The sequence below is a fragment of the Anaerostipes faecalis genome, assembly GCF_018982945.1.
GTDB classification, from domain to species: domain Bacteria; phylum Bacillota; class Clostridia; order Lachnospirales; family Lachnospiraceae; genus Anaerostipes; species Anaerostipes faecalis.
The window spans coordinates 24,042-40,887 of record NZ_JABRXE010000003.1 but is presented as its reverse complement, the minus strand read 5'-3'; the positions used below and the strand labels follow the sequence as shown (position 1 = coordinate 40,887).

Genomic DNA, 16,846 nt, shown 5'->3' with positions numbered 1-16,846 from the left:
TATATTAGAAAGTTTTTAAAAGGAGATACGTAAATGAGTTTTCATATTGTGTGCGACAGCTGCACAGACTTAACACAAGAGGATTTTGAAAAAGGTTGTTATTCATGTATTCCATTGACATTAATTGTTGATGGAGAAGAGATTATCGATGATGAAACATTTGATCAGGCCTCTTTCCTTGAAAAAGTTGCCAATAGTACTGGAGAAGTTAAGTCTGCCTGCCCGGCACCGGAGAGTTATATGAATGCTTACGGAGAGGCCGATGATATTTATGTGGTAACATTATCAGCAGAGCTAAGCGGGTCTTATAACAGTGCAGTATTAGGAAAGAATCTGTATGAAGAAGAAAATGGAGAAAAAAATATCTATGTTTTTAATTCCAGAGGAGCATCTACAACACAGATTCTGATTGCAAGAAAGATTTATGAATATGCTTCTCAGGGAATGAACTTTGATCAGGTAGTTGAGAAAGTTGAAGAATATATTTCGACTCAGAGAACTTATTTTGTGTTGGAAACTTTGGAAGTATTAAGAAGAAACGGAAGGTTATCCAGAGTATCCGCGACTCTTGCCAGTGCACTGAATATCAAACCGGTTATGGAAGGAACCAGAGATGGTGTAATTCAGAAGCTTACTCAGGCAAGAGGAACTAAGAAGGCATTATCTAAGATGATAGAAGCTATCGTGAAAGAAGGCAGGGATCTTTCAGAAAGAGTACTTGCCATTGCTCATTGTAATTGTCCAAAGCGTGCAGAGTATGTAAAAGAGCTGATACAGAAGAATCTTAAGGTGGGAGATATCATTATTATTGATACCAAAGGTGTCAGCAGTTTATATGCATGTGATGGAGGAATTATTGTCTCCTATTAACTATTATTAGAATAAATAAAAATATAACCCTTACTTTAGATATGATAATTCATTTTTAAGGTAAGGGTTTTTATTATTACATAGGAAATTCCTTTGAATTTCCTATGTAATAATAAACGCTCCGTGCGGATGTGCACGATGTGCAAAGGAAAGCAGTTAAAACTGCTGCACATCGGCACGCAAAGCGGAACAAGTCCCTCATGATTGAGGGATACAGGGAGTTGATAGTGGACTTGTCCGCTTTTTTATTCTCTAAAATAAAGAAAAACTTTGTTAAAAAAATTGCACAAAAAAGCATTGAATTGATATAAAATTAACGTTGTTTTTGCACAAAAACTATTGAAAATTTTTCTCAAAGTATTTATAATGTAAAAAATTATTAGGACACCTAAAAAAATTTGTATAAATTTAGAGAAAAGCAAAAAAATTTGATAGGAGGATTTGTTGAATGAGTCGTTTAGAATTAATTACTCCAGATCAGTCACAGCTGGTCGTGGAGTGTCTTTATAAAAATCTGGAACAGAGAATAGAATCCAGTCCACCTGGATTATGCCCGGTAGATATATCTAGAGCTTTTTTTGGAAATATGTCATGCACAAAGCTGTGGAAAATGTGTTCCATGTCGCGTTGGACTTGGACAATTGAAGAATCTTATTGAGGACGTTCTGGATGGACGGGCAACGGTTAAAACATTAACTGTTATTCGTGAAACGGCTCTGTCAATTATGGAATCAGCAGATTGTGCTATTGGATATGAAGCAGCCAAAATGGTATATAACGGTGTGGAAGGATTTAAAGATGACTATCTGGAACATATTATTCATCATCGCTGTTTAAATACAATAAATCAGCCTGTACCTTGTGTATCCAGATGTCCTGCACGGGTTGATATTCCGGGATATATTGCATTAGTCAGGGAAGGAAGATATGAGGATGCAATTCGTTTAATCCGAAAAGATAATCCATTTCCAACAACATGCGCATTTATTTGTGAACATCCATGTGAAGCTTTGTGCCGCCGGAATATGATTGATGACGCAGTAAACATCCGGGGTCTGAAAAGAATGGCAGCAGATGCAGCAGGATATGTTGCACCGCCGGAATGTGCACCATCTACAGGGAAAAACATTGCTGTAGTAGGTGGAGGTCCGGGAGGATTAAGTGCGGCTTATTATCTTCAGCTGATGGGACATCAGGTTACAGTTTATGAAATGCTTCCAAAACTTGGTGGAATGCTTCGTTATGGTATTCCGAATTATCGACTGCCAAAAGAGAGATTAGATGACGATATTAAAGCAATTTTAGATACCGGAGTAAAAGTAGATCTTGGAAAAGTCATTGGAAAAGACTATTCCATTGTAGATCTAAAAGAAAAATATGATGCGGTTCTGATCACCATTGGAGCCAGTACAGATAAGAAATTAGGTCTTGAGGGAGAAGATGCCAAAGGAGTTGTTTCTGCGGTTCAGTTTCTGCGTAATGTCGGATACGGAACACAGGAAAATCTCAAAGGAAAAGAAGTAGCTGTAATCGGTGGGGGAAATGTATCCATGGATGCAGTACGCACTTCTGTAAGACTTGGGGCAAAGAAGGTTAGTATCGTATACCGCAGAAGAGTTGCGGATATGACAGCTCTTCCAGATGAAATCAGTGGTGCCCAGGCTGAGGGTGTTGAGATTAAAACCCTGATGGCACCATCAAGAATTGAAAAAGACGAAGAAGGAAATATAAAAGGAATCTGGGTAACCCCTCAGATGATCAGCCAGATCAAAGGAGGACGTGCCAGCGTGAAACCTACCGGGGAAGATGATGTCTTTATTCCATGTCAGCGCCTGATTGTTGCAATTGGACAGGATATAGAATATCAGCATTTTGAAGAAGCAGGAGTACCGGTACAAAGAGGACGAATCAATGTAGAAAAATTTGGCGGATTTGATGAAATGCCTGGTGTATTTGCAGGTGGTGATTGTGCAACAGGTCCTTCTACTGTTATTTCAGCAATTGCAGCTGGTAAGGTAATTGCGGCAAATATCAGATGAGGGATGACTCCCGCCTCTGTAGGCGGTGAGCAACAATTATGTATCAGTGGCGGGTTTCAATCCCCCATCTGATATACGCTCCGCGAGGATGCGCAGGAATTCGGATTGGAAGTATGTCTGCTATGCAGACCCGAATTCCGCGCCAAGACTCGCGAGCGAGTCTTGAAGATGAATACCTTGGATTCCATCATGAAATTACAACCGATGTCATTATACCAGAACCGAAATTAGAGGATAAACCACCTTGTGGAAGGGTTAACTTAACTGAAAGAGAAGCTGGAGAAAGAATCTGTGACTTTGATGGAATAGAAAATTGTATGACGAAAAACGAAGCCTGTCAGGAAGCATCCAGATGTTTACGCTGTGATCACTTTGGATATGGCATTTTCAAAGGAGGGAGGGATACAAAATGGTAAATCTTATAATTGATAATCAAAAAGTATGTGTAGAAGAGGGAACAACCATTATGGAGGCAGCAGCTTCTGTAAATATCCCGGTTCCTAAATTATGCTATCTTAAGGGAATTAATGAAATCAGTGCCTGCAGAGTATGTGTTGTTGAAGTGGAGGGAAAAGACCGTCTGGTTACTTCATGTAATAATGTGGTTGATGAAGGCATGGTCATATACACCAATAGCCCAAAAGTACGGAGAAATCGCAGAAACACTGTGGAAATGATCTTATCACAGCATGATGCTCAATGTGCTACATGTGTTCGCAGCGGAAACTGCAGTCTTCAGACCATTGCAAATGATTTAAACATTATTGATAATCCATATAAAAAGGAACTGGTTGCCCAGGAATGGGATCATACATTCCCGTTGATTCGTGATACCAATAAATGTATTAAATGTATGAGATGTATTCAGGTATGTGACAAGATACAGGGTATGAACATCTGGGATGTTACAGGAACAGGTTCCAGAACAACTGTTGGAGTGTCTGGAAACAGAGAAATTCAGGATGCAGATTGTGTTTTATGCGGTCAGTGTATTACACATTGCCCGACGGGAGCATTAAGAGAAAGAGACGATACAGATAAGCTTTACAGAGCCATTGAAAATAAAGATAAGGTGGTGGTTGCACAGATTGCACCTGCAGTACGTACGGCATGGGGAGAATCTCTTGGACTATCAAGAGAAGAAGCAACGGTAGAAAAAATTGCAGATGCATTACGCCGAATCGGTGTGGATTATGTATTTGATACATCATTCTCAGCAGATCTTACGATCATGGAAGAGGGAACAGAATTTGTAGAACGTTTTACCAGCGGTGATCTGGATGAATATCCAATGTTCACCTCCTGCTGTCCTGGATGGATTCGATTTATTAAAACTCAGTATCCTAATATGGTGGGACGTCTCTCCAGTGCAAAATCACCGCAGCAGATGTTTGGGGCTGTTATGAAAACTGTTTTTGCAAAACAGAAAGGATTAAACCCTGATAATATATTTACAATATCTGTTATGCCTTGTCTGGCTAAAAAAGCAGAAAGAGAAATGAAACTGTTTTATGAAGAATATGCAGGACATGATATTGATTGCGTATTAACTACCAGAGAACTGGACCGAATGATCAAAGCAGATCATATTGATCCTTCAACATTAAAAGATATAGGATTTGACCGGCCATTTACAGAAGGGACCGGTGCAGGTGTCATATTCGGAGCTACCGGAGGAGTAATGGAAGCAGCTTTAAGATCTGCATATTTCCTTATAACAGGGAAAAATCCAAAGACAGATGCATTTAAAGAAATCCGTGGAGTAAAGGAAAAGGGATGGACAGAGGCTAAACTGGATGTCGCTGGAAAAGAAATACGAGTTGCAGTTGTCAGTGGCCTTCAAAATACCCGGGACTTAATGGAAGCCATTCGCAGAAAGGAAGTAAAATATCACTTTGTAGAAGTTATGGCCTGTCCGGGAGGATGTTCCGGTGGAGGAGGACAGCCGATTCATGATGGATATGAGCTGGCTGCAGAACGAGGACAGAATCTGTACTTCCTGGATAAGAATGCACAAATACGTTTTTCTCATGAAAATCCAGATATTAAAAAATTGTATGAGGATTTCTTTGAAGCACCAAATTCACATAAAGCCCATATGTTATTACATACAAAGCATAAGTAATGCCAGGAATATAATATTTTCTCTAACTTCTAATGGTAAAAGTAAAAACAGCACTTCAAATATGAAAGTGCTGTTTTTGCTGTACGGTAATATAGGTGCACTGGCCAGATATTTTTAAATTTCAATGACTGTAGTATTATTTTCTTTCATGATTTCTTTTAATTCTTCAATAATTTTTACACCAGAACTTGTGCCAATTCTCTGAGCACCGGCTTTAATCATAGCAATAAAGGTTTTAGCGTCCCGGATTCCGCCAGCTGCTTTTACTTTTACTGTATTTCCAACATGTTTTTTCATTAATTTTACATCTTCAATAGTTGCACCACCAGTACCAAAACCTGTGGAGGTTTTAATGAAATCTGGTTCTACCTCTTTGGCAATTTCAGCAAGTTTAATCTTTTCTTCGTCTGTTAAATAGCAGTTTTCAAAAATGACTTTACTAAGAACATTGTGTTTACGGCAAATATTAACTATGGTTTCCATTTCTTTTCTTATGTAATCCCAATTTTTAGCTTTCACTTCCGTCTGATTTATTACATAATCAATTTCAGTGGCACCGATCTCGATAGCATTTTCTGTATCAAAAGCTTTGGACTCGATGGTAGTCTGACCCAGTGGAAACGAAATAGCAGCACCAACATGAATATCAGTACCTCTTAACAGTTTTGCACATAAAGCTGACTGTACCTGATTAATAGCAACCATTTTAAAATGGTAATCTTTCGCTTCCTGGCATAATATTTCCATGTCTTCTGGTGTTGCATCAGTATGTAAATTTGTATGGTCGATCAAACGAGATAATTCATCAATGGTATAACTTCTCAAAATAAAGTCCTCCTCTTAAATAAATACTGAATATGTTAGTGTAAATATAACATTATGTAAATGAAATATCAAATATCACTTTCTTGCTTTAATACGCTAAATTGCTTATTTTTTTGTACATTGTTTACTTCTTTCAGATTTTTCGCTATAATAAACCCCAATAGGCAGACATATTCACCTAGGCAACGATGAAATACAGATACAGGAGGAGCAAATATGAGCAAAATTCAGATGACCACCCCGCTAGTTGAAATGGATGGAGATGAGATGACAAGAATCCTTTGGAAGATGATCAAGGATGAATTGTTATTACCGTTTATTGATTTAAAAACAGAGTATTATGACCTTGGATTAGAGCACAGAAACGAGACAAACGATCAGGTAACTTTTGATTCTGCTGAAGCAACAAAGAAGTATGGAGTTGCCGTTAAATGTGCGACAATTACACCAAATGCTGCAAGAATGGATGAATACAATCTGAAAGAAATGTGGAAGAGCCCTAATGGTACAATCCGTGCCATTCTGGATGGTACAGTTTTCCGCGCACCAATTACAGTTAAAGGAATCGAACCAACAGTCAGCAGATGGAAAAAACCAATTACAATTGCCAGACATGCATATGGTGATGTATATAAAGGTGTTGAAATTAAAGTACCAGGACCAGGAAAAACAGAACTGGTTTATACAGGAGAAGATGGAACAGAAATCCGTGAGACTATTCATGATTTTGACGGACCAGGAATCATTCAGGGAATGCACAATATTGATAAATCTATTGAAAGTTTTGCAAGAAGCTGTTTTACATATGCATTAGATACAAAACAGGATCTCTGGTTTGCAACAAAAGATACTATTTCAAAAAAATATGATCACACATTTAAAGATATTTTCCAGGAAATCTATGATGCAGAATTTGCAGATAAGTTTGAAGCAGCAGGAATTGAATATTTCTACACACTGATCGACGATGCAGTAGCACGTGTAATGAAATCAGAAGGTGGATATATCTGGGCATGTAAGAACTATGATGGGGACGTCATGAGTGATATGATTTCTTCAGCATTTGGTTCACTGGCTATGATGACATCTGTATTGGTATCTCCACAGGGATACTATGAATACGAAGCAGCGCACGGAACTGTTCAGCGTCATTACTACAAACACTTAAAAGGTGAAGAAACATCTACAAACTCTGTGGCAACTATCTTTGCATGGACAGGAGCATTAAGAAAACGTGGAGAATTAGATGGAAACAAAGAATTAATGGAATTTGCAGACAAGCTTGAAAAAGCAACACTGGACACCATTGAATCAGGAACAATGACAAAAGACCTTGCACTGATCACAACACTGGAAAATGTAAATGCAGTAAACAGTGAAGGATTCATAAAAGCAATCGCAGAAAGATTATAGAGTATTCAAAAAGCATCCCCGCAAAACGCTTCCGCACTTCGTTTGTGCAGATTGTTTTGCTTGGGATGTTTTTTTCATGCAGATTATTTTTCTGAGGAGATTGTTGAGGCAAACAACAGGGGAGAATAATTTAGAAGAAACAATACATAGGAGGCACATCAGGACAGACCGAAAGGGAGGGAAATTTGATGGAGAAGGCTGTTAAGAAAACCAGAAGGAGAAAAAAACCAGGAGAAACAACACATAGGAAACAGGCACATCAGAACAGACCGAAAGGGAGGGAAATTTGATGGAGAAGGCTGTTAAGAAAACCAGAAGGAGAAAAAACCAGGAGAAACAACACATAGGAAACAGGCACATCAGAACAGACCGAAAGGGAGGGAAATTTGATGGAGAAGGCTGTTAAGAAAACCAGAAGGAGAAAAAACCAGGAGAAACAACACATAGGAGACAGGCACATCAGAACAGACCGAAAGGGAGGGAAATTTGATGGAGAAGGCTGTTAAGAAAACCAGAAGGAGAAAAAAACCAGGAGAAACAACACATAGGAGACAGGCACATCTGGACTGACCGTTAGGGAGGGAAGCGTGCCGAAGACTATGTGTTGTTTCCATATATTGACAAATTTTTCCATTGTGCTAAAATGTAAAAAATAGGAAAAAGAGTCTTGTTCATTTCTATCTATTCAAAATCTAACCATCAATTCTATTATTTACGGAGGTGCATGTCTAATGAAGCAGGTCGATGCAGCGATGAAAAATCTCTTAAAAGACAAGGAAAAATTTGCTGATTTGTTTAACGGGTGTTTATTTTCTGGAAAACAGATTATTCATCCTGAGAATCTAAAGGAAATTAATTCAGAAGAAGTGTTTGTACAGCGAGATAAGGAGGCAAAGGGGCTGAATCAGGTAATCAAACGATACCGGGATGTGTTTATGGAGTATGTAGCAGGAGATATTCATTTTTTATTAGGGGTAGAAAGTCAGTCAGAGATTGATTATTCTATGCCGATTAGAGTGATGTTGTATGATGCATTGTCCTATGATGGACAAAAAAGGAATCTTGAAATCCGGGTAAATCAGAAAAGCGGAAAAACATATCGGAGTAAAATGACCAAGAGCCAGAAAATTTATCCCATAATTACATTGGTGTTGTACCATGGAGAACAGGAGTGGGAAGGTGATAAAAGTATCTATGGAATAATGAATCAAATGGGTATGGAAAAATACAATATTCAGAAATATATTTACAACTATAAAATAAATTTAATTGACATTTCTAAACTAAAAAATATGAAAAATTTTCAAGGGGATTTACAATATATATTATCAATGATAAAATATAAGTATCAAAAAGAGAAATTACAAGAATATATAAAGAAAAAAGAAAAAGAATTAAAACAGTTAGATGAAAGCTCCAAGAAAGCACTGGTCGAATTACTGGACAATGAAGATTTGATATTACTATTTCGGAACACAGAGAAAGGGGAGGAGTTTGATATGGGAAATGCAATTGCAGAATTAATTATGGATGGGAAAAATGAAGGAAGGAATGAAGGAAGAATCGAAGGAAGGAATGAAGGAAGAATCGAAGGAAGGAATCAGGGGAAAATTGAAGGAAGAAATCAGGAGAGAAAAGTATTGATACTAAAAATGTCAAAAAATGGGATGAGTATTGAGCAGATAGCAGAAGTAACGGAGCTAAGGAAAGAAGAAATAGAGAAGTTATTGGAAAATGGTGAGTAGATTATGAAAAGAGCATCCCCGCAAAAGGCTTCCAAACTGGGTTTGTGCAGATATTTTGCTTAGGATGTTTTTTTCAAATAAGTAATCTTTTCTCGGGAAAATGAAGAGAAGATACTTTATCAGGTAGTTTACTATAGGTTAAAGAATAACACACAAGAACCAATCACATCTGGACTGAAAGGGCGGAAGCGAGATAGGGAATTAGTGTAATTGTAATGCAGAATATACTTGCTGATAGAATGTTCCCCTGGAGGAAGTGTACTATAGGTTAAAGAATAACACACAAGATCCAATCACATCTGGACTGACCGGAGGGAGGGAAGCGTGATGGAGATGTGTGTTATTTCTGCTAATTTATCAGGGAGTGTCACCAATTTTTGCGGCAGTGCTGGTCATAGCATTTTCAACAATTGTTACAATGTGTATGATTGATGGAATTACTAAAAAATCCATATCGGCAATGGCAGGAACCATTATCGGTGTTGTCTTTGCTGGAATCTTTGCATGGATTTTTGGAAAGGTGGCTTCCATTAGTGGATATAATGTATCTGATATTGAAAATCTGGTCTATGTGGGAGAAATGACCAAGATTAAAATTGGGGAATTACTGTTTGCCGGTATTTTGATTGCAGCATTGGGAGCTGTGATGGATGTTGGGATGTCAGTAGCATCTACGGTTAATGAACTGAAAGAAAATAATCCGGAAATGTCATCCAGAGACTTGTTTACATCTGGCATGAATGTTGGGCGTGATATGATGGGAACCATGACCAATACACTGATACTCGCATTTACCGGTGGCTCCATCAACACTCTGGTTTTTATCTATGCATATAACTATGAGTACCAGCAGATTATCAACATGTATTCCGTGGGAATTGAAATCATGCAAGGACTATCCTCCAGTTTAGGAGTTATTCTTGCAGTACCGTTTACGTCTCTCATTAGTGCATGGATGCTGGGACGCAATTCAAAATAGAAAGAGAAAAAATTTATAGGTGAGTTTATACAAATAACACACAAGATCCAATCACATCTGGATTGCTCGAAGGCAAGAAAGCGTGATGGAGATTGTGTGTTATTCTTCTTTCATAAAGTTAAATCTGCTATAATTGTAAGAAACTTGTTATTTTTCCATTGAGATTTTTTACAGAATTTATTGATAAGCTAAGGATATCAAAGGATAGGGAGGATATTATGGATCAACCGAGGATTCTGGTCGTAGATGATGACAGAGAAATTGTAGGGGCAATTAAAAAACGTTTGGAGATGGAAGGCTTCTTTGTGCTGACGGCTTATGATGGCTTGGAAGCAATGGATTTGCTTATGGAACAGGATATTCACCTTTTGATCATCGATGTGATGATGCCAAAGATGGATGGATTGTCTGCAACTATGAAAATACGCGAAAGTAAAAATATACCGATTATTATTTTATCTGCCAAGACAGAAGAAAGCGACAAGATACTGGGGTTATCCATGGGAGCAGATGATTATGTCAGCAAGCCATTTCGCCCGGATGAGCTTGTAGCCAGAGTAAAGTCTCAGTTAAGAAGATATTTGCAGCTGGGAAGTATGAGATCAGCGGGTGAAAACAAAAATCAGATTGTGAATGGAGGATTGATTCTGGATACGGAAGGAAAAAGAATACTGGTAGACGGGGAACCGGTAAAAGTGACTGCAACAGAATATAAAATTCTTCATTTACTTATGAGAAATCTGGGCAGGGTATTTTCAGCAGATGAAATATATGAACGGGTCTGGAACGAAGAAGCTTATGCCACAGAAAACACGGTCATGGTCCATATCCGACGTATCCGGGAGAAAATAGAAATTGATACAAAAAATCCAAGATATTTGAAGGTGGTGTGGGGAATTGGATACAAAATGGAAAAAATGGATTAATACGCTTTGCATTACAATTGTTATTATTGTTATGTCAGCAGCTGCCATTGAAGGAGTCAATGTAAGTAACAGGTTTGCAAATGTAATGGATTCTGTATCATATGATACATCCTTTGAAGAGTCAGATGTGATGGCTGATGTTATGGAAAAAGTGATTATTGACTGGGCAAAGGATCAGGGGATTATTGACAAGGAGGCATATTACCATACAGACGATATAAAGATCCCTTCCGGATATAAGTTAAAAGCGGATCTTGTAATTCAGCCTTATGGGAAAAAATCAAAAAAATCAACAACTACTTATGGTGATTTAGAATTAGATAAATCTGCAGTTAATAAAGTTATTGATTATAAGCTTCAACGAAATCCATCTTATAATTTAAGAAAAAATGGACAAATTGAACGTTATGCCGTAAATCCTGAGGGTTTGGATGCCAGTGAATTTTATAAGGAGACTTCTCAATATTCTCTTCTTAATACATTGCCACCGGATTTCTTTATTGATGACCAGAAGAAGCAGAGACTGGAATCTTTGAACATAAGACTGGAGTTTTCAACAGATTTTATGAACACTCTGAAAACGGAGTACAAACAGGATCAACCGATGGTTAAAAGATGTATAAAAGAAGCGATGATAATAGTAGGGATTGAAGTTTTAGGAACGATCCTGTTGATCATTCTTTTTGCATTACAGAAGAATCGAACCAGATTTTTCAAAGCGCTGGACCGAATCTGGTGGGAAGTGATTGCAATGATAGCTATTTGCGGAATCGGATGTATCATTTCGATTCCTATGATGATAGCGGAAGTGAGCAGACAGTATGTCAATGGAAATACTGCTGGTTCTTCTGTAGAAGTTGCAATGATGTCTTCTTATATGGTGATGCCAGTGCTGATTGGATTGTTTGCTATTTGCGTCCAGACAACAGTTTGGCGTTTAAAAGAGCATAACTTCTTAGACTCAACTTTATGTGTCGGATATTTCAGAAAATGGTATCGAAATTCCAAAGAGCGACAAAAACTGGAATATGAAGCAATGTCTTTTGCTGAACAACACGCAAAAGATCGAATCAGGCAATTCCAGATTGCCAGAAGGATCCTGATTGCAGCGGTAATATTACTGATCTGTTCTATAAGTGCATTGGGCTTTGTTGGCTTTGGTCTGGCTGTTCTTGGAGTTTTTGCTATTCGGTATCTGACAAAATATTCTGACCGCTATGCAGAGGAACAAAGAGATTTATGTAAACTGGTAGAGCAGATTGAAAAAATTTCCAACGGAGAATTATCTGCAGTGACAGATATTGCAAAAGAATCTGCATATTATGATTATAGTCAGAAACTTACCAATATAGGAAGTGGAATGGAAAAAGCCCTGGAAGCTCAGCTTAAAGGGGAGAGAATGAAGATTGATTTAATCACTAATGTTTCTCATGATCTGAAAACTCCTTTGACTTCTATCATTGGATATGTGGATCTGTTAAGCAGAGACGAAACTCTTTCTCCGGAAGCCAGAGATTATGTACAGATCCTCACAAAAAAGACAGAGCGTTTGAAAAATATCATTGCAGATTTATTCGAATTGGCCAAGTCTACCAGTGGAGATATAAAAATTAATCTGGAAGTCATGGATATGAGGAGACTTCTGGAGCAGACGCTGGGAGATATGGAAGACCAGATAAAAGAAGCAGGATTTGCAATACGGTTCCGATGTGAGGCAGAAAACACACAGTTTCTGGGAGATGTAAACCGGATGTATCGTGTGGTACAAAATGTCGTGGAAAATGCATTAAAATATTCGCTGAAAGGAACGAGAATTTTTGTAAACATAACAGAAGAGGCAGAAAATATACAATTGGAAGTAATCAATACTGCTTCCTATGAAATGAACTTTACAGAAGAAGAAATCATGGAACGATTTGCAAGAGCAGAAAAGTCAAGATCCAGTGAAGGAAACGGACTGGGGCTGTCAATTGCTGATAGTTTTACTAAAAACTGTGGAGGAGAATTTGCCGTAAAAATTGAAGGAGACCAGTTTAAAGTAACAGTGAAATTCCAAAAAATTACAAATAAAAATATTGTTTAATATAGTAAATAATTTATATGATATGAAAGGTGTGGAAATTGGTAAAAAATTGTATTTATTTTTAAAAATAATAGAAAAAATAAATGAAAAAGTATATAATAAGCTGGTGTCTGAAATATACTGGCCCGATATTATCTTGAATGGAAGCTTATGATACATGGTTGCTTTAACATAAAGATAAGTATGTTTTAGGCATTCTCAGGGGGAGCTCTCTAAAATGAGGGCTTCTTTTTTTACGATGTTCACAGAAGATTCATAGACACTATTGCGGGAAAATGCTATAATTTTATAAAAATAAATGCTTGTTAAAATATGAAGTTTCATATTGAATCTGCAGATATGAAAGGAATTTCAAAAGATGAAGAAGCGACTGTTGAGTTTTACCCTGGCATTTATTATGCTTTTTTTTGCAGGGTGTAATATAGATGGAAAAAAAGAAACAAAATTAAAAACCGAGGATCTGGATGAGGCAACATTAGAAGGTATGGCAGAAGATATTACAGATGAGATGTCTTTAAAGAATAAGATAGGACAGCTTTTTATGGTTTCATTGTATTCTCTGGATCAGGCAGACAGTAAGAATCAGACCAAGATTACCAGTGAGATGAAAGAAACTTTGAAAAAGTATCCCGTTGGGGGAGTGGTTCTATTCTCAAAGAATATGAAAACAGCCAAACAGACCAGACAGTTGATTTCAGATTTACAAGATGCATCTTATGTTCCTTTATTTGTTGCAGTAGATGAAGAAGGTGGAGAGGTATCTCGTGTAGCCTCTAATGACAAAATGAACGTGACACATTATCCATCTGCCAGAAAAATAGGCGAGACTTATGATGATCAGCAGATTGAAGATATGGGAAAAAACCAGAGCAAGGAACTTAAAGCACTTGGATTTAATATGAATTTTGCTCCTGTGGCAGACGTACTGACTAATGCCGATAATATTGAGATTGGTGACCGGAGTTTCGGAAGTGATGCAGGTAAGGTGGCAGATATTATTTCCACTTTAGTAAAAAGTATGCAAAAGCAGCAGATTTCTGCAACGCTGAAACATTTTCCGGGAAGCGGGGATACAAATGGGGATACCCATACAGGAAGTATCAAAACCGAGCAGAGTATCCAGGAGTTAAGGAAGACAGATTTCCTTCCATTTCAGGCGGGAATCAAAGCAAAGACAGATGCGATCATGGTTTCACATCTGATGCTTGCCAATGTGACAGATGAAGAAGAACCATCCAGTTTAAGTAAACGTGTGGTTACGGATATATTACGAAAAGAGCTGGAGTATGACGGAATGATCATAACAGATGCTATGAATATGAAGTCTATTACAGATAATTATTCTGCAGGAGAAGCGGCAGTGAAAGCCATTCAGGCAGGAAATGATATTGTGGTCATGCCGGAAAATCTGAAGAAAGCATACAAAGCAGTAAAGATAGCACTTCGTAACGGAACCATAAAAGAATCACAGATTGATGATTCAGTGGAAAGGATTATCTATACCAAATTAAAGCGAGGAGAGATACCTCCAGATACAGATTTGTTAAAAAGTAATTCATAAAGATAGCTGCAGGACAGTTTTATTATAGAAGAAACTGCCTTGCAGTTTTTTATTATCTGTGTTAGTATCAAAAATGAACAAATTTGAATTTTGCATACTTTTTACACAAAAAAGGAGTTTGACCATGGAAAAACGAGACTTACTTTATGAAGGAAAGGCTAAAAAGGTTTTCCAGACAGATGATCCGGATCTGCTGCTTGTTGACTATAAAGATGATGCAACAGCCTTTAATGGTGAGAAAAAAGGTACAATCCTGGGAAAAGGGGTTGTAAACAACCGTATGACAAACTATATATTTAAGATTCTGGAAAGGAAAGGCGTTCCAACACATTATATACAGGAATTAAGCGATCGTGAAACAGTTGTTAAAAAAGTGGAAATCGTGCCATTAGAAGTTATTGTACGTAACATCGCAGCAGGAAGCTTTTCTAAGAAATTAGGAATCGAAGAAGGCTTTGAGCTGTTGCAGCCTACATTGGAATTCAGCTACAAAGATGATGAGCTCGGAGATCCATTTATCAATTCTTATTATGCTATAGCTTTAGGAAAAGCTACAAAAGAAGAAATTGATGCCATTACAAGATATGCATTTAAAGTTAATGAAGTATTAAAGGAAGAATTTGCAAAAGCAGGAATCAGACTGGTTGACTTTAAGATTGAATTTGGACGCTATAAAGGTGAAATTATCCTTGCTGATGAGATTTCCCCGGATACATGCCGTTTATGGGATGCAGAAACAAATGAAAAGTTAGATAAAGACCGTTTCCGCAGAGACATGGGGAATGTTGAGGCAGCATATGAAGAAGTGTACAGAAGACTTGGTTTATAAGAAAGGCTGATATTAGTAAGATGAGCAGAGAAAATTTTGATAAGCTTGGAGAGGAATGCGGAGTATTTGGAATTTATGACTTCGATGGAAATGATGTAGCTTCGACGATTTATTATGGATTATTTGCATTACAGCACAGAGGACAGGAAAGCTGTGGAATTACTGTAGCAGATACCAATGGACCGAAAGGAAATATCTGTACCAAGAAGGGTATGGGGCTATGTAATGAAGTATTTACCAAAGAAAAGCTGGAAACATTAAAGGGTGATATTGGTGTAGGACATGTCAGATATTCTACAGCAGGAGAAAGTACCCGTGAGAATGCACAGCCGCTGGTATTGAATTATATCAAAGGAACATTGGGGCTGGCGCATAACGGAAACCTGATCAATGCTTTGGAATTAAGAGAAGAACTGGAGCAGACAGGAGCTATTTTCCAGACAACCATTGATTCTGAAGTAATTGCATATCACATAGCAAGAGAACGTGTCAAAACAAAAAATGTTGAAGATGCGGTTGCAAATGCCATGAAGAAGATTAAAGGAGCATATTCTTTAATCGTTATGTCTCCAAGAAAACTGATTGGGGCAAGAGATCCTTTCGGATTCAAGCCTCTTTGTATTGGAAAACGTGATAATGCATATATTCTGGCATCAGAATCCTGTGCCCTGGATACCATCGGAGCAGAATTTGTCCGTGATGTATTGCCGGGAGAGATTGTATCCATAACAAAAGAAGGAATCGTATCCAACTGTGATATGTGCCTTCCACAGGAAAAGTCTGCAAGATGTGTTTTTGAATATATTTATTTTGCAAGACCAGATAGCGAAATTGACGGTGTCAGTGTTTATCATTCCAGAATTATGGCAGGAAGATACCTGGCACAGGATTCACCGGTTGAGGCAGATGTGGTAGTAGGTGTACCGGAATCAGGAAATGCAGCAGCACTGGGTTATTCCCTGGAATCCGGAATTCCATATGGAACAGCCTTCGTTAAGAATTCTTACGTAGGACGTACTTTCATTAAACCGGGACAGAGCAGCCGGGAATCCAGCGTACAGATTAAATTAAATGTACTGGCAGAAGCAGTGAAAGGGAAAAGAGTCATTATGATTGATGATTCTATCGTACGAGGAACAACCAGCGACCGTATCGTATCTATGTTAAGAGATGCAGGAGCTAAGGAAGTCCATGTACGAATCAGTTCTCCGCCATTTTTATGGCCATGTTATTTCGGAACTGATATTCCGGAAAGAGAACAGCTGATTGCATATAACCGTTCCGTCAATGAAATTTGTCAAATCATTGGAGCGGACAGTTTAGGATATTTAAGAGAAGAACGTTTATCAGAAATGGTAAAAGGACTTCCTATCTGTAAAGGATGCTTTACAGGAAAATATCCAATGGAACCACCAACAAGAGATATTCGTGGAAATTTTGAAAGATAAGGA

11 protein-coding genes and 2 pseudogenes are annotated in these 16,846 nt (G+C 37.8%); 12 read left to right on the top strand and 1 reads right to left on the bottom strand.

All coding sequences use genetic code 11. The annotated features are described in order from the left end of the window. Positions 1-33 precede the first annotated feature (33 nt). The 4 genes and pseudogenes from KTB61_RS04355 (at position 34) to KTB61_RS04340 (ending at position 5,034) form a co-directional block, all read left to right on the top strand. Positions 34-870 carry a DegV family protein gene (locus KTB61_RS04355; RefSeq protein ID WP_216696894.1) on the top strand — a complete coding sequence of 279 codons (837 nt, stop codon included), beginning with the start codon at positions 34-36 and terminating at the stop codon, positions 868-870. A 448-nt stretch (positions 871-1,318) separates the two neighbouring features. After that, a pseudogene (locus tag KTB61_RS04350) lies at positions 1,319-2,903 on the top strand (NAD(P)-binding protein); the annotation flags it as partial. Between the two features lie 173 nt (positions 2,904-3,076). Beyond that, positions 3,077-3,325, top strand: a pseudogene (locus tag KTB61_RS04345) (NAD(P)-binding protein); the annotation flags it as partial. Then, a complete protein-coding gene (locus tag KTB61_RS04340) occupies positions 3,319-5,034 on the top strand; it encodes a [FeFe] hydrogenase, group A (protein WP_216696893.1) in 1,716 nt (571 codons plus the stop codon). The pseudogene KTB61_RS04345 and the gene KTB61_RS04340, both read left to right, overlap by 7 nt. 114 nt (positions 5,035-5,148) lie before the next feature. Here the strand turns inward: KTB61_RS04340 and deoC are convergent, their stop codons facing one another. Further along, a complete protein-coding gene (deoC, locus tag KTB61_RS04335) occupies positions 5,149-5,859 on the bottom strand; it encodes a deoxyribose-phosphate aldolase (protein WP_075759425.1) in 711 nt (236 codons plus the stop codon). A gap of 216 nt (positions 5,860-6,075) precedes the next feature. Between deoC and KTB61_RS04330 the strand changes: the two genes are divergently transcribed. The 8 genes from KTB61_RS04330 (at position 6,076) to purF (ending at position 16,843) form a co-directional block, all read left to right on the top strand. Further along, on the top strand, positions 6,076-7,272 hold the full coding sequence (locus tag KTB61_RS04330; protein WP_075759424.1) for an NADP-dependent isocitrate dehydrogenase: 1,197 nt from the start codon (positions 6,076-6,078) through the stop codon (positions 7,270-7,272). A 731-nt stretch (positions 7,273-8,003) separates the two neighbouring features. Further along, positions 8,004-9,017, top strand: a complete 1,014-nt coding sequence (locus KTB61_RS04325) for an Rpn family recombination-promoting nuclease/putative transposase (protein WP_216696892.1) — start codon at positions 8,004-8,006, stop codon at positions 9,015-9,017. Positions 9,018-9,354: 337 nt separating this feature from the next. Further along, positions 9,355-9,996: a YibE/F family protein gene (locus KTB61_RS04320; protein WP_216696891.1), complete on the top strand. Its 642-nt coding sequence runs from the start codon at positions 9,355-9,357 to the stop codon at positions 9,994-9,996. 218 nt (positions 9,997-10,214) lie between these two features. Beyond that, positions 10,215-10,922 (top strand): response regulator transcription factor, encoded by a 708-nt coding sequence (locus KTB61_RS04315; RefSeq protein ID WP_075759420.1) that lies wholly within the window; start codon positions 10,215-10,217, stop codon positions 10,920-10,922. Further along, the gene (locus KTB61_RS04310; protein WP_230973608.1) at positions 10,894-13,005 is read left to right on the top strand and encodes a sensor histidine kinase; all 2,112 of its coding nucleotides are present in this window, start codon (positions 10,894-10,896) and stop codon (positions 13,003-13,005) included. The genes KTB61_RS04315 and KTB61_RS04310 overlap by 29 nt, the downstream gene beginning before the upstream one ends. Before the next feature lie 358 nt (positions 13,006-13,363). After that, positions 13,364-14,566: a glycoside hydrolase family 3 protein gene (locus KTB61_RS04305; RefSeq protein ID WP_075759419.1), complete on the top strand. Its 1,203-nt coding sequence runs from the start codon at positions 13,364-13,366 to the stop codon at positions 14,564-14,566. Positions 14,567-14,690: 124 nt separating this feature from the next. Further along, the gene (gene purC, locus KTB61_RS04300; protein WP_075759418.1) at positions 14,691-15,395 is read left to right on the top strand and encodes a phosphoribosylaminoimidazolesuccinocarboxamide synthase; all 705 of its coding nucleotides are present in this window, start codon (positions 14,691-14,693) and stop codon (positions 15,393-15,395) included. Between the two features lie 20 nt (positions 15,396-15,415). Next, entirely contained in the window at positions 15,416-16,843 is a 1,428-nt protein-coding gene (gene purF, locus KTB61_RS04295; RefSeq protein ID WP_075759417.1) for an amidophosphoribosyltransferase, read from the top strand. Positions 16,844-16,846: the final 3 nt, after the last annotated feature.

Coding starts and splice junctions, on each gene's coding strand:
- KTB61_RS04340 (WP_216696893.1), top strand. CDS start 3,319: ATGGTAAATCTTATAATTGATAATCAAAAAGTATGTGTAGAAGAGGGA.
- KTB61_RS04305 (WP_075759419.1), top strand. CDS start 13,364: ATGAAGAAGCGACTGTTGAGTTTTACCCTGGCATTTATTATGCTTTTT.
- purF (WP_075759417.1), top strand. CDS start 15,416: ATGAGCAGAGAAAATTTTGATAAGCTTGGAGAGGAATGCGGAGTATTT.
- KTB61_RS04315 (WP_075759420.1), top strand. CDS start 10,215: ATGGATCAACCGAGGATTCTGGTCGTAGATGATGACAGAGAAATTGTA.
- KTB61_RS04325 (WP_216696892.1), top strand. CDS start 8,004: ATGAAGCAGGTCGATGCAGCGATGAAAAATCTCTTAAAAGACAAGGAA.
- KTB61_RS04330 (WP_075759424.1), top strand. CDS start 6,076: ATGAGCAAAATTCAGATGACCACCCCGCTAGTTGAAATGGATGGAGAT.
- purC (WP_075759418.1), top strand. CDS start 14,691: ATGGAAAAACGAGACTTACTTTATGAAGGAAAGGCTAAAAAGGTTTTC.
- KTB61_RS04355 (WP_216696894.1), top strand. CDS start 34: ATGAGTTTTCATATTGTGTGCGACAGCTGCACAGACTTAACACAAGAG.